This is a genomic window from Modestobacter sp. SYSU DS0290 (genome assembly GCF_054050955.1).
Genome location: NZ_JBJHAI010000004.1, coordinates 24889 through 39859, shown reverse-complemented (window position 1 = coordinate 39859; position 14971 = coordinate 24889). Strand labels below are relative to the sequence as shown.

Genomic DNA, 14971 nt, shown 5'->3' with positions numbered 1-14971 from the left:
GCCGCTCGTGGCTCAGCCCCGGTCCTGGTGCTCCGGTGGGTGCTCGGCGCGCCAGCCGTCGAAGGCGGCGAGGAACGACTCGGCCATCCGCTGCTCGGTGACCAGCTGGTCCCGGTCCCGGTCGTCGACCATCCGCTGGCTCAGCGCCATGGTGTTGAACCGGATCGCCCGGAAGTACGGGATGAAGGACCGGGGCTGGAACGCCCGCTCCGACGGCCGGGGGGTCACGCCGGCCGGGGCCCAGGTCGACGGCTCGGGCAGCGCGGGCAGCTGCAGTGCCTCGACCGCCGCGAGCACCGGCTCGTCGTCGGTGCGGTCGGTGAAGTCCCGGGACAGCTCCCGGAACACCTCGCGGCCGTCGGGGGCCACCGCGACGACCACCGGCCGGAAGATCGACGCGTCGGCGTCCCAGGCGTCCAGCGGCCTGGCCAGCCGTTCCCCGTCGGGGTCGCTGGCCCACCGGAACGGCAGGTGCCACGTCCGGTTCATCGCCAGCTGGACCTCGGGCGGGTCCACCGAGGCGAGCACCACCTCCGCCCCGGCGGCGGAGAACCGGGACGAGGACCGGGCCAGGCGGACCGCCTGGGCGCAGCAGTAGGGCTACCAGTCGCCGCGCAGGCCGAGCAGCACGAGGGCGGCTCCCTCGGAGGTGCGCAGGGCGAGCAGCTCGTTGGCGTCCACGGCCCCAGGCTAGGGCTGCTGGGCCGAGGACGCCGGGTGGCCCGCACCCGTCGCCGCCAGGGTCCGCCCCCGCCACCGCAGCGTCCCCCGGCGGCGCTCGACCAGTGACCGGGCGACCAGGACGTCGAGCAGGGCGATGGACACCGGGTGCGCCAGCGCGTCGGGCCAGGCCCGGCTGCCCGTGCCGGCGGCGACGACGGCCCGCCCGGCCACCCCCGCGGCGTAGCCGACCGCACCGGCGCGGGAGCCGGTGAGCGCGGCCAGCGGCGGGACCAGCCACACGGCGGTGAGCGCGACGGCGGCGGCGCCCGCGGCTGCGGGCCGCCCACCGACGGCCGACCAGAGCGACTTGGCGTACCCGGCACGCACCTCCGGCCAGCCGCGGTACATCCGGCAGGCGGCCAGCGTGGAGCCGTCGACGACCACGCCGCGGCCGCCGGATGCCTTCACCGCGCGCAACAGCGCGACGTCCTCGATCACCTCCCCGCGCACGGCGGCGTGCCCACCGGCTCGGGCGTAGGCGGCCCGCCGGACCACCAGGAACTGCCCGTTGGCCGCCGCCAGCGACGGCCGCGGCGACCGCTCGGCCAGCCGCAGGGGGAGCAGGGTGGCCCACAGCCACTGCTGGAGCGGCTGGACCAGCCGCTCGGCGGCGCTGCCGGCCAACTGCCGCGGCCAGGGCGAGACCAGGTCCAGTCCGGCGTCGTCGAGCAGGGTCACCGCCGCGGCGACCGCGTCGGGCATCAGCCGGACGTCGGCGTCGAGGAAGACCAGCACGTCCGCGTCGGCGGCGGCCGCGGCGCCCTGCGCGCAGGCGTTCGGCTTGCCCAGCCAGCCCGGGCCGGGCGGGGTCGCGCGGAGCACGGTGACCCGGTCGTCGGCGGGGACCCGCTGAACGGTGCCGTCGGTCGACCCGTCGTCGACGACGACGACGGACAACCGGGGCACCCCGCGCTGGTCCAGCACCGCAGCCAGGCAGTCGGCGACCTGGTCGGCCTCGTCCCGGACCGGCAGGACGACGGTGACCCGCCGGGCCAGCGCCGGCGGCACGGCGGGCGGGCGGCGCAGCAGCTGGGTGTTGACCGCGGCGTGCACGGCGCCCAGCACCGAGAGGCCGGCGCAGATCCGGACCAGCCGGCTCACCGGCGCGCCCGCACGGCCACCGCGGCGAGGACCGGCAGCGCCAGCAGCACCCCCCACGCGGCGGAGCCGGGCAGGTCGAGCCATCCGGCGTGGGCCAGCGCCCCGCCAAGGGTCATCCAGGCCAGCACCAGCAGCGGCGCGGCGTCGCCGGTCCGGCGCGGACGGGCGGTGCGGGCGACCAGCAGGTCCAGCAGGGTCATGAGCACCAGCCCGGCCAGCAGCCAGCCGCCCAGGTTGGTCAGCGGCACCGTGTCGATCCCCGGCAGGCCGGGCTCCGGGTGCGCCCAGCGCCAGTAGCCGGCCTGCACCAGCTGCGGGTCCAGGACGACGTCCCAGGCGGCGAAGACGTAGGCGGCTCCCAGCACCCGGGCGGCCCGTGGCCGGCGCAGCGGGCGGGTGAGCCAGGCCGCCAGCACCCAGCTCGGCCAGGCCATCATCAGCCAGGCCAGGGGGACCAGGAACGGCACCCCGAGCAGCGTGGGCCCCAGCACGTCGCTGTAGGCGTACTCGCCGTACGGGAACCCGGTGGCCAGCCCGAGCGCCTCGAACAGCACCGCGACGGCGCCGACGAGCACCAGCACGCCCAGCCCGGTGCGCCAGCCACGGCTCACCGTCGCCGCGCTCACCGTGACCCCGGTGCCGAGCAGCACGATCGTCCAGCTGACCGCGTCCCGGGCGCCGCCGTCGGTGAGCGGGTAGGCGATGGCGGTGGCGACCACGCCGACCGCCAGCGCCCAGGGCAGCCAGGAGGCCGGTGCCCGGCCGGCGACCGGGCGCTGGTCGGTGGCCGTGCCGGTCACCGCCGGGCGCTCCGCAGGCGCCCACTCCGCAGCTGCCGCGCGGCGAGGGTGCGCATCCGGGCGGCCGGCCGCCGGTCGGCGAGCACCAGCCGGGCGGCGGTGCGTCCGGAGTTGCCGGAGACCCCACCGCCGGGGTGGGTGGAGGCCCCGGCGAGGTAGAGCCCGGCCAGGCCCGGCACCCGGTGCCCGGAGAGTGCGGGGGTGGGGCGGAAGCCGAACATGCTGGCCAGGCCCATCTCCACGTGCATGACGTTGCCGCGCAGCAGGCCCAGCTCACGTTCCAGGGCCAGTGGGGTCTGGACGTGCAGTCGCTGTACCGAGGCGGCGAAGCCCGGGGCGTACCGGTCGACGGCCTGCACCAGCTGCTCGGCGGCGGTGTCGGCGATGGCGTCCCAGTCCGACCCGTCGGCGAGCCGGTAGGGGTACCACTGGCCCCAGATGGTGACCACGTGCTGACCGGGCGGCGCCAGCGTCGGGTCGCTCGCGGAGAAGGACATCGCCAGCGGGACCGGCTCCCGGGGCAGCTCGCCGGCCAGCCAGTCGCCGTGCGCGCGGGCGAGCTGGGCCCGGTCGGTGCACAGCAGTTGCAGCCCCTGCAACGACTCGTCCCCTGCGCCGGGGTAGCGGGGGAGGGCGTCGGTCTGCGCGCGCAGGACCAGGCCGAAGCCGTTGCCCACCGGCGGTTCGGCGGCGGCCAGCGCCGGGGGTGCGTCGTCCCCGGCCAGCGCCTTGGTGGTCAGCACGTGGCAGGCGGCGACGACGGTGTCGGCCCGGATCTGCCGGCCCGACTCGGTCTGCACGCCGGTCACCCGGCCGTCGGTGACCAGCAGCCGCGCGGCGCCGTCGCCCAGGGTGACCCGGCCGCCGTCGGCGGCCAGCCGCGCGGCCAGCGCCTCGGTGAGGCCGCCGGAGCCGCCCACGGGGTGCCCGGGCGGGACGTCGTGCAGCAGGGCGACCCAGGCGACCATCGCGGCCGTGCCCGGCTCGGACATCGGCGGCCCGGACTGGGCGCCGAACCAGGCCAGCGCCGCCTTGAGCCGCTCGCTGGTGAACCACCGGTCCAGCAGGGCGTCGCCGGAGCCGAGGAAGTCGGTGGCGATCTCCCCGCCCGGGGTGCGCGGCTGGCCCTGCCGCGGTGCGCCGACCGGCCAGAGGTGGCGGACCAGCCGGGTCATCGCCGGGCGGTCGCCGAACGCCTTGACGACGGCGGCGCTGCGTGGCCCCCAGACCTCGACGAACCGGCGGTAGGCGGCGGCGTCGGCGTCCCCGCAGGCCGCCGCGATCGAGGCGCAGGTGGCGTCGAGGTCGACGGAGAAAACCAGTGGCCGGCCGTCGGGGCCGGGGTCGCCGGGCGCCGGGGCCGGGGCGAAGCCCCACGGGTCGCAGTCGACGTAGCGCAGCCCGAAGCGCTCGAGCTCCAGCTCCTCGACCACGCCGCTGTGCCGGATGATCACGTGCGCGCTGGACCCGCGGTCGACCCGCACCCCGGGCCAGCGCTCGACGGTGGAGACCGCGCCGCCGAGCACCTCGTCGCGCTCGACCACCTCCACCCGCAGACCGGCGCGGGCCAGGTGGCAGGCGGCGACCAGGCCGTTGTGCCCGGAGCCGATGACGACGGCGTCGACGGCGCTGTCGGTGCTGATCAGACTCTCCGCGCGGTCGGGGCGAGCGGCAGGCGGGCGCCGAGGATGGCGAAGGGGCGGGAGTCGCCGGGGAAGTGGTAGCCGCGGGCCAGGTCGACGAAGCCGTCGGCGTGGTACAGCCGGAAGGCCTTGGTGTCGGTGTCCGGCGTGCTCAGCAGCGCCGCCGGGTGGGGCAGGCCGGCCAGCAGTGCGTGCAGCAGCTGGCGGCCGATGCCCCGGCTCTGGTGGTCGGGCAGCACGTGCAGCTCGCAGACCTCGAAGGCGCCGGGCAGCCACTGCTTCGCGGTGCGCCGGTCCAGCGCGTTGCGCACCTGGTCGTGCCACCACTGGCCGGGCGCGACCAGGTAGCCGTAGCCGAAGCCGACCAGCTGCTCGGTGCCGCCGTCGCCCTCGGCGAACGCGCCGACGGCGCGGAAGCCGGGGCGCTCGGTGTGCTGGACGGCGTAGCCGTAGCGGCCGGCGACGACGGACTCGCCGTAGCCCATCGCCGCGCCGTAGACGGCCAGGGCCTCGTGCAGGTGCTCGCGCAGCCAGCCGGCCGGGAGCTCGGTGACCCGGGTGGCGGGGGTGGTGCCGGTCATCAGGGGGCCTCCTCGGGGACCGCGGGCCCGGGGCCGACCTCGGCGGCCGTGCCGGCGGTGAGCTTCAGCAGCTCGTCGTAGGTGGTGGGGAAGACGGCGTGCGGGTGACCGGCTGCGGCCCACACCGTGGGGTACCGGGCGAGCTCGACGTCGACCAGGGTGCCGATGGGTGCCGGGTGCCCGATGGGGGCGACCCCGCCGATGGCCTGGCCGGTGTGCTCGCGGACGAACGCCGGGGTGGCCCGGGTGAGCGTGGGGACGCCGAGCAGGTCGGCCACCAGGGCCTCGTCGACCCGGTGGGCGCCGCTGGTCAGCACGAGCACCGGGTGCCCGCCGGCGTCGAACACCAGGCTGTTGGCGATCGCGCCGACCGGGACGTCGAGCGCTGCGGCGGCGGCCGCGGCGGTGCGGGCGCTCTCCGGCAGCACGCGCACCTCGCCGGTGGCCCCGGCGGTGCGGAGCAGCTGGGCGACCTCGGCGACCCGGGGGTGGTGCGGGGTCTCCTCCGCTGCGGTCATGCCGGGGATCCTCCCACCGCTGGCCGCGACGTGCGTCACCCGGTGATCGACCGCCCGGAGCGCCCCAGGCGGTCGGCCCCTGGGGTGCAGTCGCTGTAACGACACGGACGGGACACGCCCGCGTCGGCTTGACGGCCCCCGGCTGGTCCGGTCTACTCACCGGTGTTCGAACACGTGTTCGAACACCGGTCGCACACCCCGCCCGGCGCCCTCCGGGGCGCTTCCCCGCCGGGCAGGTGCAGCGCCGGTGGGGGCGAGAGTGCGGGAGTCTGTCATGAGCCGGGTGCTCGTCGGGGCCGGTGGCCGCGTCGGTGAAGAGGTCCAGGTCGAGCGGGGAGCCGAGGGGCCGGCGCAGTTCTGGCGCGGCTCGACCCGCTACGTGGTGGGGGAGCTGCTCGACTCCTGGGTGGAGACCTCGCCCTGGTGGCAGACCGACACCGGGCAGGGGGGCGCGTCGGCGGAGCTGGTGGCCACCCGCCAGGTGTGGCGGGTGGAGGCGGTCCGGGCCGGCCGGTCCCGGATGAGCTTCGCCGGGGTGTTCGACCTGTCCTGGGAGCCGACGGTCAACCAGTGGCTGCTCGTGCGGGTGCACGACTGATGGCCGCCCGGGTCCTCACGACGATGTCCGCCGCCCCGTCCTCCCCGGGCCCCTCCCCGGACCGGGAGCGTCCGGTCCAGGGTCAGCTGCCGTTGCCGCCGGCGCTGCCGGTGGCCGCGGCGCAGCTGCTCGGCCAGGCCCACCGCGGGCTCGCCGAGGCCGCGGCGGCGCCGGAGGCGAGCTGGCGCTACGCCACCGCCCACCTGGCCGCGCTGCGCGGCGCCGCGGCGCTGCTGGCCGCCCGCACCCAGCCGGAGAGCGGCCGACGCCGGCCGCGCAGCGCGTGGGTGCTGATCAGCCAGGTCGCACCCGAGCTGGCCGAGTGGGCGGCGTTCTTCGCCGCCGGCGCGGCCAAGCGGGCCGCGGCCGAGGCCGGGCTGTCCTCCGCGGTCACCGAGCGGGAGGCCGACGACCTGGTCCGGGACGTCGCCACCTTCCTGCGGGTGGTCGAGGCGACGATCAGCCGCACCCCGCCGCCGGCGCCGGTGCGCACCCGCCCGGGTGACGGCCGCCGTCCGGCCGGGCGGCCCCGCCCGTGAGCGGCGACCCCTTCGTCCACCTGCACGTCGCCTCCGGCTACTCGATGCGCCACGGCGCCAACCACCCGGCCGACCTGGTGGCCCGCGCCGCCGAGCACGGCATGGGGGCGCTCGCGCTGACCGACCGCGACGGCCTCTACGGCGCGGTCAAGTTCGCCCTCGCCTGCCGGTCGGCCGACATCCGGCCGCTGTTCGGGGTCGACCTCGCCCTCGACCCCGTCGCCGGCGGTGAGCCGGGGGAGGCCGTGCGGGTCCGCTCGGCGGAGCTGCGCCGGGCGCACCACCCCGCGGGCCGCCGGTCGCCGGCCCGCGGCGGGGCCAGCGTCGACCCCCGGCTGCCGCGGGTCACCTTCCTGGCCCGCGACGGCGCCGGGTGGCGCTCGCTGTGCCGGCTGACCAGCGCCACCCACCTGGGCGGCACCCGGGGTGAGCCGATCAGCTCGCTGGCCCTGGCCGGGGAGCACGCCGCCGGGCTGCTGGCGGTGCTCGGCCCCGACTCGTCGGTGGGCCGGGCCCTGGCCGACGGCAACGCCGACCTCGCCCGCGCCCGGCTGGCCGCCTGGCGCGCGGTCTTCGACGGCTCCGGTGACGGCGGGCGGCTGGTCCTGGAGGTGGTCCACCACCGCGGCCGGGGCGACCGCGCACGCGCCCAGGCGATGCTCCGGCTGGCGGCCGAGACCGGCGTGCCGGCGGTGCTCACCAACGCGGTGCGCTACGTCGACGCGCTCGACGCCCCCACCGCCGACGTCCTCGACGCCGCCCGCCGGCTGGTCCCGCTGGGGCAGCGGCACGTCGACCGGCGGACCGCCGAGGGGTACCTGAAGTCGGGCAAGGAGATGGCCGAGCTCGCCGCGGAGCTGGCCGGGCCCGACCGCGACGCGGCGCTGCGGTTGCTGGAGACCACCGCCCGGGTCGCCGAGCAGTGCACCGTCGACGTCCGCACCGACCTCGGGATCGGCAGCGTCCGCTACCCCGAGCTCGACGTGGTCACCACCGCCGCCGAGCGGGGGATGGGCCCCTCGCAGGTGCTGCGCGCCCGGTGCGAGGCCGGCTTCGGCCGGCGGGCGATGACCCCCACCGCCGCGGTGCGCGAGCGGCTGGAGGAGGAGCTGGCGGTGATCGACTCCCTCGGCTACCCCTCCTACTTCCTCACCGTCGCCGACGTGGTCACCCTGATCAAGGAGCTGCGGGTGCGGGCGGCGGCCCGGGGCTCGGGCGCCGGCAGCCTGGTCACCTACCTGCTGGGCATCTCCGACGTCGACCCGATCCGCTACGGCCTGCTGATGGAGCGCTTCCTCTCCCCGCTGCGCCACCAGCTGCCCGACATCGACATCGACGTGGAGTCCGCGCGGCGGATGGAGGTCTACGACGCGGTGATCGAGCGCTTCGGCGCCGACCGGGTCAGCTGCATCTCGATGATGGACACCTACCGGGTGCGGCACGCCATCCGCGACGTCGGAGCCGCCCTCGGGCTGCCCCCGGCCGAGATCGACGCGGTGGCCAAGGCGTTCCCGCACATCCGGGCCGACCAGGTGCACGCAGCGCTGCGCGACCTCCCGGAGCTGCGGGCCAGCCGGCTGGGGTCCAGGCGATCGGGCGGCAGCGGTGATCTCGACCTGCTCTTCGACCTGGTCGCCCGGCTCGACGGGCTGCCCCGGCACATCGCCCTGCACCCGTGCGGGGTGCTGCTCTCCGATGCCACCCTGCTGGACCGCACCCCGGTGGAGAGCAGCTACCTGGGCTACCCGATGAGCCAGTTCGACAAGGACGACGTCGAGGAGCTCGGGCTGCTCAAGCTCGACCTGCTGGGCATCCGGATGCAGTCGGCGATCGCCCACGCGATGGACGAGGTGGCCCGGGTCGACGGTCAGCAGGTCGACATCGACGCCGTCCCGCGCGACGACCCGGCCACCTTCGAGCTGATCCGCAGCACCCGGACGCTGGGGATGTTCCAGATCGAGTCACCCGGGCAGCGGGAGCTGGTCGGCAAGTTCGGTCCGCAGACCTTCGAGGACCTCATCGTCGACATCTCGCTGTTCCGGCCCGGCCCGGTCAAGAGCGACATGGTCACCCCGTTCCTGCTGGCCCGGAACGGCTGGCGCGAACCCGAGTACCTGCACCCCGCGCTGAAGCCGGCGCTGGAGCAGACCGCCGGGGTGGTGGTCTTCCACGAGCAGGTGCTGATGATCGTCGCGGCGATGACCGGCTGCTCGCTGGCCGAGGCCGACGAGGTGCGCCGGGCGCTGGGGGAGCGCGACGCCCATCCGGAGGTGAAGGCGTGGTTCGCCCCGCGCGCCCTGGACGAGGGCTTCCCCGTCGCGGTGGTCGAGCAGGTGTGGGAGGTGCTGGTCGCCTTCGGCTCCTTCGGGTTCTGCAAGGCGCACGCCGCGGCGTTCGCGCTGCCCACCTACCAGTCGGCCTGGCTGAAGACCCACCACACCGCGGCGTTCCTGGCCGGGGTGCTCACCCACGACCCGGGGATGTACCCCAAGCGGCTGATCCTCGACGACGCCCGCAACTTCGGGGTGCGCGTGCTCGGCCTGGACGTCAACGCCTCCACCGGGGCCTACCGGGTGGAGCGGGTCGACGGGGACGGGCCCGACGGGGACGGGCCCGGCGGGGACGGGTCCGGCGGGGGCGGGTGGCAGCGGCCGGAGTGGATGCCCGCGTCGATGCCCACCCCGGCGCGGTACGGCATCCGGCTGTCGCTGGCCGACGTCAAGGGCATCAACGACGACGAGGTGAGCCGGGTGGTCGCCGGGCAGCCGTACCGCTCGCTGGCCGACTTCTGGACCCGGGCGAACGTGTCCCGGCCGGTGGTGGAGCGGCTGGTGCTGGCCGGGGGCTTCGACTCGGTCTACGGCTTCGGGGTGCGCGACAGCGAGGCCGGCCGGCCGGCCCGCCGGCGCCAGCAGCTGACCCGGCGCGACCTGCTGCTGCAGATCGGTGAGCTGGACCGGTGGAGCCGCAGCGGCCGGAAGGCCGGCAGCACCGGCCAGCTCGGGCTGGACCTGTTCGGGCTGGAGGACGCCGGCGGGGAGCCCGGGGGAGGGGGCGCCGGTGGGGACGGTGGGCCGCCTGAGTTCGTCCCCTCCGGCCTGCCGGAGTTCACCGACGCCGAGCGGGTGCGCGCCGAGCTGGAGGTGCTGGGGCTGGACGCCAGCCGGCACGTCGTCGACTTCTACCGGCCGTTCCTCGCCGCGCTCGGTGCGGTCCCGGCCGGGGAGCTGCTCGGGTGCCGGAGCGGGTCGGAGGTGCTGGTGGCCGGGGTGAAGGTGGCCACCCAGACCCCGCCGATCCGGTCCGGCCGCCGGGTGGTGTTCGTGACCCTCGACGACGGCACCGGCTGTGCGGACTCGACCTTCTTCGAAGACGCCCAGGGGCCCTACGCCGGCACGGTCTTCCACTCCTGGCTGCTGGTGGTCCGCGGGGTGTTGCGGCGCACCGGTCCGCGCGGGGTGTCGCTGCGGGCCACCGGGGCCTGGGAGCTCCCCGCGCTGCACGAGGCGTGGGAGACCGGCGGGCCGGCCGCGGTGGCGGAGCTGATGGCGGCCCCGGGGGAGTACACCGAGCAGGCGATCGCCGGGGCGGCGGCCTCGCACGGTTCGCGGCCGGTGGTGGTGCGGCCGGTGCTGGTGCACCCGACCGGCTTCCGGATGTCGCCCTACGCCGACATCAAGCCGGCCGGCGACGGCGCCGCGACTGCAGCCCGCCGGGCAGCGGCCGCGCCGCCGCGGAAGCTGTGGCACTCCAGCCCCGGCAGCTCGGGGCACTGACGTCGAGACTGCAGTTCGGCCCCGTCCAGAGGCTCGCCCCGAGCGTGCGAGGGGTGAGGGGGACGGGTCCTTTCTCAGGCGGGGGCCCAGGCCACCAGCAGGCGCCAGCGCTCGCCGTCCTGGCGGTGCACCTGGAAGTCGCGCCGGCCACCGAACCGGGGTTCGGGCCGCGGGTAGTCCTCCGCCCGGGACATCGCGAAGATCCTGGCGTCCTCGTCGCAGTCCGCGGTGAACGTGTCGGTCGGGTACCCGTACCCGTCCATCAGTCGGTAGCTCGGCATGGCGGGACGGTAGGGAGGGACACCGCCCCCTGCCCGGCAGGCGCGCGAACCGCAGATGACGACTGCCCCAACAGTCACCCCGGCCCCACGGGTGGTGCCCGGCGGGTCCGGAGGGCTGCCCCGTCCACCGTGCTGTGGCCCCGGCCGCGCCGCACTAGGCTCCGCACGTGCCGCCCACCTCCTCCGCCGCGCCGACCCAGGCCCCCGCCCGGACGGCGGCCGTCTGGGCCGCGCTCGACCCGGTCGTCACCGCCGGCCGCCCGCTGCACGTCCTCGACGTCGGTGGCGGCAGCGGGATGTTCGCCGTGCCGCTGGCCCAGCTCGGGCACACCGTCACCGTCGTCGACCCCAGCGCCGACGCCCTGGCCACCCTGCACCGGAGGGCCGACACCGCCGGCGTCGGGGCACGGGTGCGCGGGCTGCAGGGCGACGCCGACCGGATGCCGCCGGTCACCGCGGACGGACCGGGGGCCCCCGGCTTCGACCTGGTCCTCTGCCACTTCGTGCTCGAGGTGGTCGACGACCCGGCCAGCACCCTCGGCCAGATCGCCGCAGTCCTGCGACCCGGCGGCACGCTCTCCCTCGCCGCGGCGAACCGGGCCGGCGCCGTGCTCGCCCGCGCCGTCGCCGGTCACCCGGTCGAGGCGCGCGAGCTGCTCGCCGACCGGGACCCCGCCCCGGCCCGCGGCGGCCCGGCCCGGCGGCGCTTCGACCCCGAGCAGCTGCTCGCCCTCGTCGCCGGCGCCGGCCTGCAGCCGGGGGAGTGGCGCGGGGTGTCCGTCGTCGCCGACCTGCTGGAGGCCTCCTCCGGCGCCGCCCCGGACGCCGTCCGCGCCCTCGAGCTGGCCCTGGCCGGCGCCTCGCCCTACCGCGACGTCGCCACCGGCCTGCACGTGCTGGCCACCCGACCCGTCGGCGCCTGACCACCGCCGAGCCGATGCGCCTCCCGGACGAGTTCGCGGTCCCGGCCTACGGCAGCGCCAGCCTCGCCGACGTCCTGCCCAGCGTGGCGACCGCGCTGGGCGTCCCGGTGCAGCGCGGTGACCTGCCCGCTGACCCGCTGCGCCTCACCGAGGCCCTCGACGGCGCCCGCCGGGTCGCCGTCCTGCTGGTCGACGGCCTGGGGGCCGAGCTGGTCGCCGCCCACCCGGACACCGCGCCGGTGCTCAACGCCCTGGGCACCCCCGCCGGGGTCCTCTCCGCGCCCTGCCCCAGCACCACCCCCGTCAGCCTCACCACCCTGGGCACCGGGCTGCCCCCGGGCAGTCACGGGGTGCTGGGCTTCGTCACCGAGGTGCCCGGCGCCGGCCGCACGCTCAACCACGTGCAGTGGAAGGACGACCCCGCCCCGCGGCAGTGGCAGTCCCGGCCCACCGTCTTCGAGCAGGCCACCGCTGCCGGGGTCCGCTGCACCGCGGTCGGCCCGCACTCCTTCGCCGGCTCCGGGCTCACCCGGGCGGCGTACCGGGGGGCGGACTACACGCCCGCGTACAGCCCCGGTGACCTGGTCGCGCTGGTGCACGGCGCGCTCGCCGCCGGGGAACCCAGCCTGGTCTACGCCTACACCGCCGAGCTGGACCTCACCGGGCACGTCCGCGGGGTCGACTCGCCCAGCTGGCGGGCCCAGCTCGCCGTCGTCGACGCGGTGGTCGAGCAGCTGGCCGCCGGCCTGCCCGACGACGCCGTCCTGCTGGTCACCGCCGACCACGGCATGGTCGACGTCCCCAACGACACCCGGCTGGACGTCACCGAGGAGCCCGCGCTCACCGACGGCGTCCGGCTGCTCACCGGCGAGCCGCGGGCCCGCTACGTGCACACCGAGCCCGGCGCCGCCGGCGACGTGCTGGCCACCTGGCGGGAGCTGCTCGGCGAGCGCGCCTGGGTGGCCGGCCGGGACGAGGCCGTCGCCGCCGGGGTGTTCGGCCCGGTCGACCCCGCGGTCGCCGAGCGGATCGGCGACGTGGTGGTCCTCGCCCGGGGCACCTGGTCGTTCCCCGCCGGGGCCACCGAGCCCCCGCACGCCGCGCTGCTGGCCGCCTACCACGGCTCGCTCACCTCGGCGGAGCTGGCGATCCCGCTGCTGGCCGCCCGCGGGCGCGCGCTGCGCTGAGGGTCAGGCCGTCGGCGCGGGCGCCCGCAACGACAGCGACAACGGGTGCCAGGTGCGCCAGTGCACCGGACGCAGTGCGGCGCAGGTGGTCAGCGCGGCCACCTCCGAGCGGCGGCTCTCGATCGTGACCAGCACCTCCCCGTCCGGCGCGGTGAGGGTCACCGCCCAGCGCTCGACCCCGTCGGCGGGGGAGGGCAGGCGGCTCGAGCGCACCGGCGGCAGGTCGTGCACGCCGAGCAGACCCAGTTCCGCCCGGGCGTGCTGCTGGGCGGCCTGCACCGGTGGCGCCCAGCCCGACCGGCCGCGCAGCCACGGCAGCGCCACCTCACTGCGGGCGTGGGCGGCCACCAGCTCCGCGCCGTCGGTGGGCACCTGCCCGTAGACGTGCCCGGTGGGCAGCACCAGCACGTTCGCGGCGAACCGGTCCCCGCCGAGGTGGCTGGTCTCCCACACCTCCGCCGCCCCCGCGGCGGTCAGGCCCTGGGTGAGCGGCCGGCCCCGCACGGCGCAGCACGCGTCGTGCGCGCCGTGGGTGCACACCAGGTACGTGGGGACGTCGGTCGGCTTCCCGACCGAGCCGTCCCACGGCACCTCCAGCAGCTCGGCGTCGGACTCCCGGGTCGCCCAGCGAACGATCTCCACCCCGGGGGTGGTGTCGGCCAGCGCCCACCGGCGGCCGGTGTCCGCCAGCCGCCCGCCGGGCCGGCGCACCAGCTGCACCCGGACGCCGGCCTCCCGCGCCCGTGCCGCCAGCTGCGGGGCCACCGCCCGGTCGAACCGGGACTCCAGCAGGGCGTCGCGCCCCCAGGGCCCGGGCTGCTCCACCAGCAGCCAGCGCCGGGCCGGCGGCGCGGTCGCCGTCGGGGCGTCGCCACGCAGCAGCGCCTGCACCGAGCAGCGGGCGTCGTCGAGCCGGCCGGCCGGCCGGGGGGCGGGGTGCCGGGGAGTGGGGGGCTCCTCACCCACCGACGACGCCATGGCCCCCATCGTGCCCGCCGGTGCGCACGGGTGCTCCGGCCCGGGCGTCGGGGACAACCGCGATCGACTCGGTCACCAGCCGGCGGGCCAGGGTGAGCTGGTCGGCGGCGTCCAGCCCGGGCAGGTCGCCGACCTTGAGCTCGCCGGCGCCCAGCAGCGCGGCCAGTGCGGGGTGGGTGGACGCCGGCAGGTCGTGGGTGCGCCGGCCGGCGACCAGCGCCACCCGGTCGCCCACCGGCTCGCGCAGCTGGACGCGCAGCAGGGGGCGCACCCGCAGCACCGTGTCGGCGTCCAGCGCGGCCACGGCGGCCGACTGGGCCAGCGGTGCCACCGGCGCCGGGCGCACCTGCGCCCAGGTGCGGGCGCGCAGGGAGTCGGCGACGGCGGCCGGGTCGACGGAGTCCAGCCAGCGGTGCAGTCCGGCCAGCACCGCGGCGACGTCGTCGGCGGTGGCGTCGGGGTCGGCCAGGTCGACGCCCAGCGGCAGCGAGCCGCGCAGCTGCGGGTCGTCGGCGGCCAGGGTGCGCACCAGGTCCAGTGCCGACTCGACCGCGCCCCAACGGGTCACCGAGTGGATCCCGACGGTCAGGTGGGCGCTGATCTCACCGAGCGCGACCGCGGAGTGGATGTAGCCGCGCGGCAGGTAGAGGGCGTCGCCGGGGCGCAGCACGGTGTCGATCACCGGCGGGCGCTCGGCAGCGGCGGCCACCTCGGCGGCCCGGTCGGTCCAGGGGTGGGTGCGCAGCGGGTCGGGGAGCACCGGCTCGTGGATCGTCCAGTGCTTCTCCCCGGCGACCTGCAGCACGAAGACGTCGTGCACGTCGTAGTGCGGGGAGAACCCGCGCGAGGACGGCGGGGTGACGTAGGCGTTGACCTGCGTGGGGTGGCCGAGGTCGGCGGCGAGCTGGCCGGCGAAGTCGATCAGCGGCGGCCAGAGGCGGTGCAGGCCCTGCAGCACGACGGTGGAGCCGTCGGCGAACAGCCGGAGCACCGCGTCGGAGGAGACCTGGTCGGCCACCTCGGCGCCGGCGCCCTGCGGGCTGGTGAAGCGCTTGGCGTCGACGACCGCGCCGTCCTTGGCGATCCGCAGGAAGGGGGTGCGCAGGCCGCGGGTGCTCAGCAGCTCGTCGACCGCCTCGAGGCTGAGCAGGTCGGTGAAGGTGCCGCCGAGCTCGGCGGCGGTGGACAGCAGGGGGCGGCGGGACCAGTGCCCGGCGGCGAACTCCTCGGGGTCGACCGCGATGCACCGGCGCAGCGCGGGACGGGCGCCGCCCTCCCGGGGAGAGGACGGCGCCCGGTCCTGCAGCTCAGGGTCGGGCACGG

Annotated in this window: 13 protein-coding genes and 1 pseudogene; 5 read left to right on the top strand and 9 right to left on the bottom strand. The window is 77.2% G+C overall.

Going from position 1 to position 14971, the window contains the following annotated elements; genetic code table 11:
* Window positions 1–12: 12 nt before the first annotated feature.
* The 6 genes and pseudogenes from ACI795_RS05680 to ACI795_RS05655 form a co-directional block, all read right to left on the bottom strand.
* A pseudogene (locus ACI795_RS05680) lies at window positions 13–588 on the bottom strand (peroxiredoxin family protein); the annotation flags it as partial.
* Window positions 589–690: 102 nt separating this feature from the next.
* Window positions 691–1824, bottom strand: coding sequence for a glycosyltransferase (locus ACI795_RS05675; protein WP_457074265.1), 1134 nt, complete (start codon window positions 1822–1824; stop codon window positions 691–693).
* Complete coding sequence (locus ACI795_RS05670) at window positions 1821–2624, bottom strand: carotenoid biosynthesis protein (RefSeq protein ID WP_457074264.1); 804 nt, start codon at window positions 2622–2624, stop codon at window positions 1821–1823. Before ACI795_RS05670 ends, ACI795_RS05675 begins: the two co-directional genes overlap by 4 nt.
* The gene (locus ACI795_RS05665) at window positions 2621–4234 is read right to left on the bottom strand and encodes a phytoene desaturase family protein (protein WP_457074489.1); all 1614 of its coding nucleotides are present in this window, start codon (window positions 4232–4234) and stop codon (window positions 2621–2623) included. The genes ACI795_RS05670 and ACI795_RS05665 overlap by 4 nt, the downstream gene beginning before the upstream one ends.
* A gap of 32 nt (window positions 4235–4266) precedes the next feature.
* Window positions 4267–4848, bottom strand: coding sequence for a GNAT family N-acetyltransferase (locus tag ACI795_RS05660; protein ID WP_457074263.1), 582 nt, complete (start codon window positions 4846–4848; stop codon window positions 4267–4269).
* Window positions 4848–5366 (bottom strand): YbaK/EbsC family protein, encoded by a 519-nt coding sequence (locus ACI795_RS05655; RefSeq protein ID WP_457074262.1) that lies wholly within the window; start codon window positions 5364–5366, stop codon window positions 4848–4850. The genes ACI795_RS05660 and ACI795_RS05655 overlap by 1 nt, the downstream gene beginning before the upstream one ends.
* A 274-nt stretch (window positions 5367–5640) precedes the next feature.
* On the opposite strand from ACI795_RS05655, the gene ACI795_RS05650 reads away from it, so the two are divergent.
* The 3 genes from ACI795_RS05650 to ACI795_RS05640 are packed head-to-tail and all read left to right on the top strand — an operon-like array spanning window position 5641 to window position 10279.
* Window positions 5641–5964 (top strand): DUF6504 family protein, encoded by a 324-nt coding sequence (locus tag ACI795_RS05650; RefSeq protein ID WP_457074261.1) that lies wholly within the window; start codon window positions 5641–5643, stop codon window positions 5962–5964.
* Complete coding sequence (locus tag ACI795_RS05645; protein ID WP_457074260.1) at window positions 5964–6503, top strand: SAV_6107 family HEPN domain-containing protein; 540 nt, start codon at window positions 5964–5966, stop codon at window positions 6501–6503. The genes ACI795_RS05650 and ACI795_RS05645 overlap by 1 nt, the downstream gene beginning before the upstream one ends.
* Entirely contained in the window at window positions 6500–10279 is a 3780-nt protein-coding gene (locus tag ACI795_RS05640) for a DNA polymerase III subunit alpha (RefSeq protein WP_457074259.1), read from the top strand. Before ACI795_RS05645 ends, ACI795_RS05640 begins: the two co-directional genes overlap by 4 nt.
* 74 nt (window positions 10280–10353) lie before the next feature.
* Here the strand turns inward: ACI795_RS05640 and ACI795_RS05635 are convergent, their stop codons facing one another.
* Entirely contained in the window at window positions 10354–10560 is a 207-nt protein-coding gene (locus ACI795_RS05635) for a hypothetical protein (RefSeq protein ID WP_457074258.1), read from the bottom strand.
* 167 nt (window positions 10561–10727) lie between these two features.
* On the opposite strand from ACI795_RS05635, the gene ACI795_RS05630 reads away from it, so the two are divergent.
* Entirely contained in the window at window positions 10728–11483 is a 756-nt protein-coding gene (locus tag ACI795_RS05630) for a methyltransferase domain-containing protein (RefSeq protein WP_457074257.1), read from the top strand.
* A 14-nt stretch (window positions 11484–11497) separates the two neighbouring features.
* Window positions 11498–12670 carry an alkaline phosphatase family protein gene (locus tag ACI795_RS05625; protein WP_457074255.1) on the top strand — a complete coding sequence of 391 codons (1173 nt, stop codon included), beginning with the start codon at window positions 11498–11500 and terminating at the stop codon, window positions 12668–12670.
* Between the two features lie 3 nt (window positions 12671–12673).
* Here the strand turns inward: ACI795_RS05625 and ACI795_RS05620 are convergent, their stop codons facing one another.
* On the bottom strand, window positions 12674–13648 hold the full coding sequence (locus tag ACI795_RS05620; RefSeq protein WP_457074254.1) for a sucrase ferredoxin: 975 nt from the start codon (window positions 13646–13648) through the stop codon (window positions 12674–12676).
* Complete coding sequence (locus ACI795_RS05615; protein WP_457074252.1) at window positions 13629–14969, bottom strand: cupin domain-containing protein; 1341 nt, start codon at window positions 14967–14969, stop codon at window positions 13629–13631. The genes ACI795_RS05620 and ACI795_RS05615 overlap by 20 nt, the downstream gene beginning before the upstream one ends.
* Window positions 14970–14971 lie beyond the last annotated feature (2 nt).

What these genes read in the sequence shown, in the direction of transcription:
- ACI795_RS05620 (WP_457074254.1), bottom strand. Translation starts at nt 13,648, where the DNA reads ATGGCGTCGTCGGTGGGTGAGGAGCCCCCCACTCCCCGGCACCCCGCC.
- ACI795_RS05655 (WP_457074262.1), bottom strand. Translation starts at nt 5,366, where the DNA reads ATGACCGCAGCGGAGGAGACCCCGCACCACCCCCGGGTCGCCGAGGTC.
- ACI795_RS05625 (WP_457074255.1), top strand. Translation starts at nt 11,498, where the DNA reads ATGCGCCTCCCGGACGAGTTCGCGGTCCCGGCCTACGGCAGCGCCAGC.
- ACI795_RS05635 (WP_457074258.1), bottom strand. Translation starts at nt 10,560, where the DNA reads ATGCCGAGCTACCGACTGATGGACGGGTACGGGTACCCGACCGACACG.
- ACI795_RS05650 (WP_457074261.1), top strand. Translation starts at nt 5,641, where the DNA reads ATGAGCCGGGTGCTCGTCGGGGCCGGTGGCCGCGTCGGTGAAGAGGTC.
- ACI795_RS05645 (WP_457074260.1), top strand. Translation starts at nt 5,964, where the DNA reads ATGGCCGCCCGGGTCCTCACGACGATGTCCGCCGCCCCGTCCTCCCCG.
- ACI795_RS05660 (WP_457074263.1), bottom strand. Translation starts at nt 4,848, where the DNA reads ATGACCGGCACCACCCCCGCCACCCGGGTCACCGAGCTCCCGGCCGGC.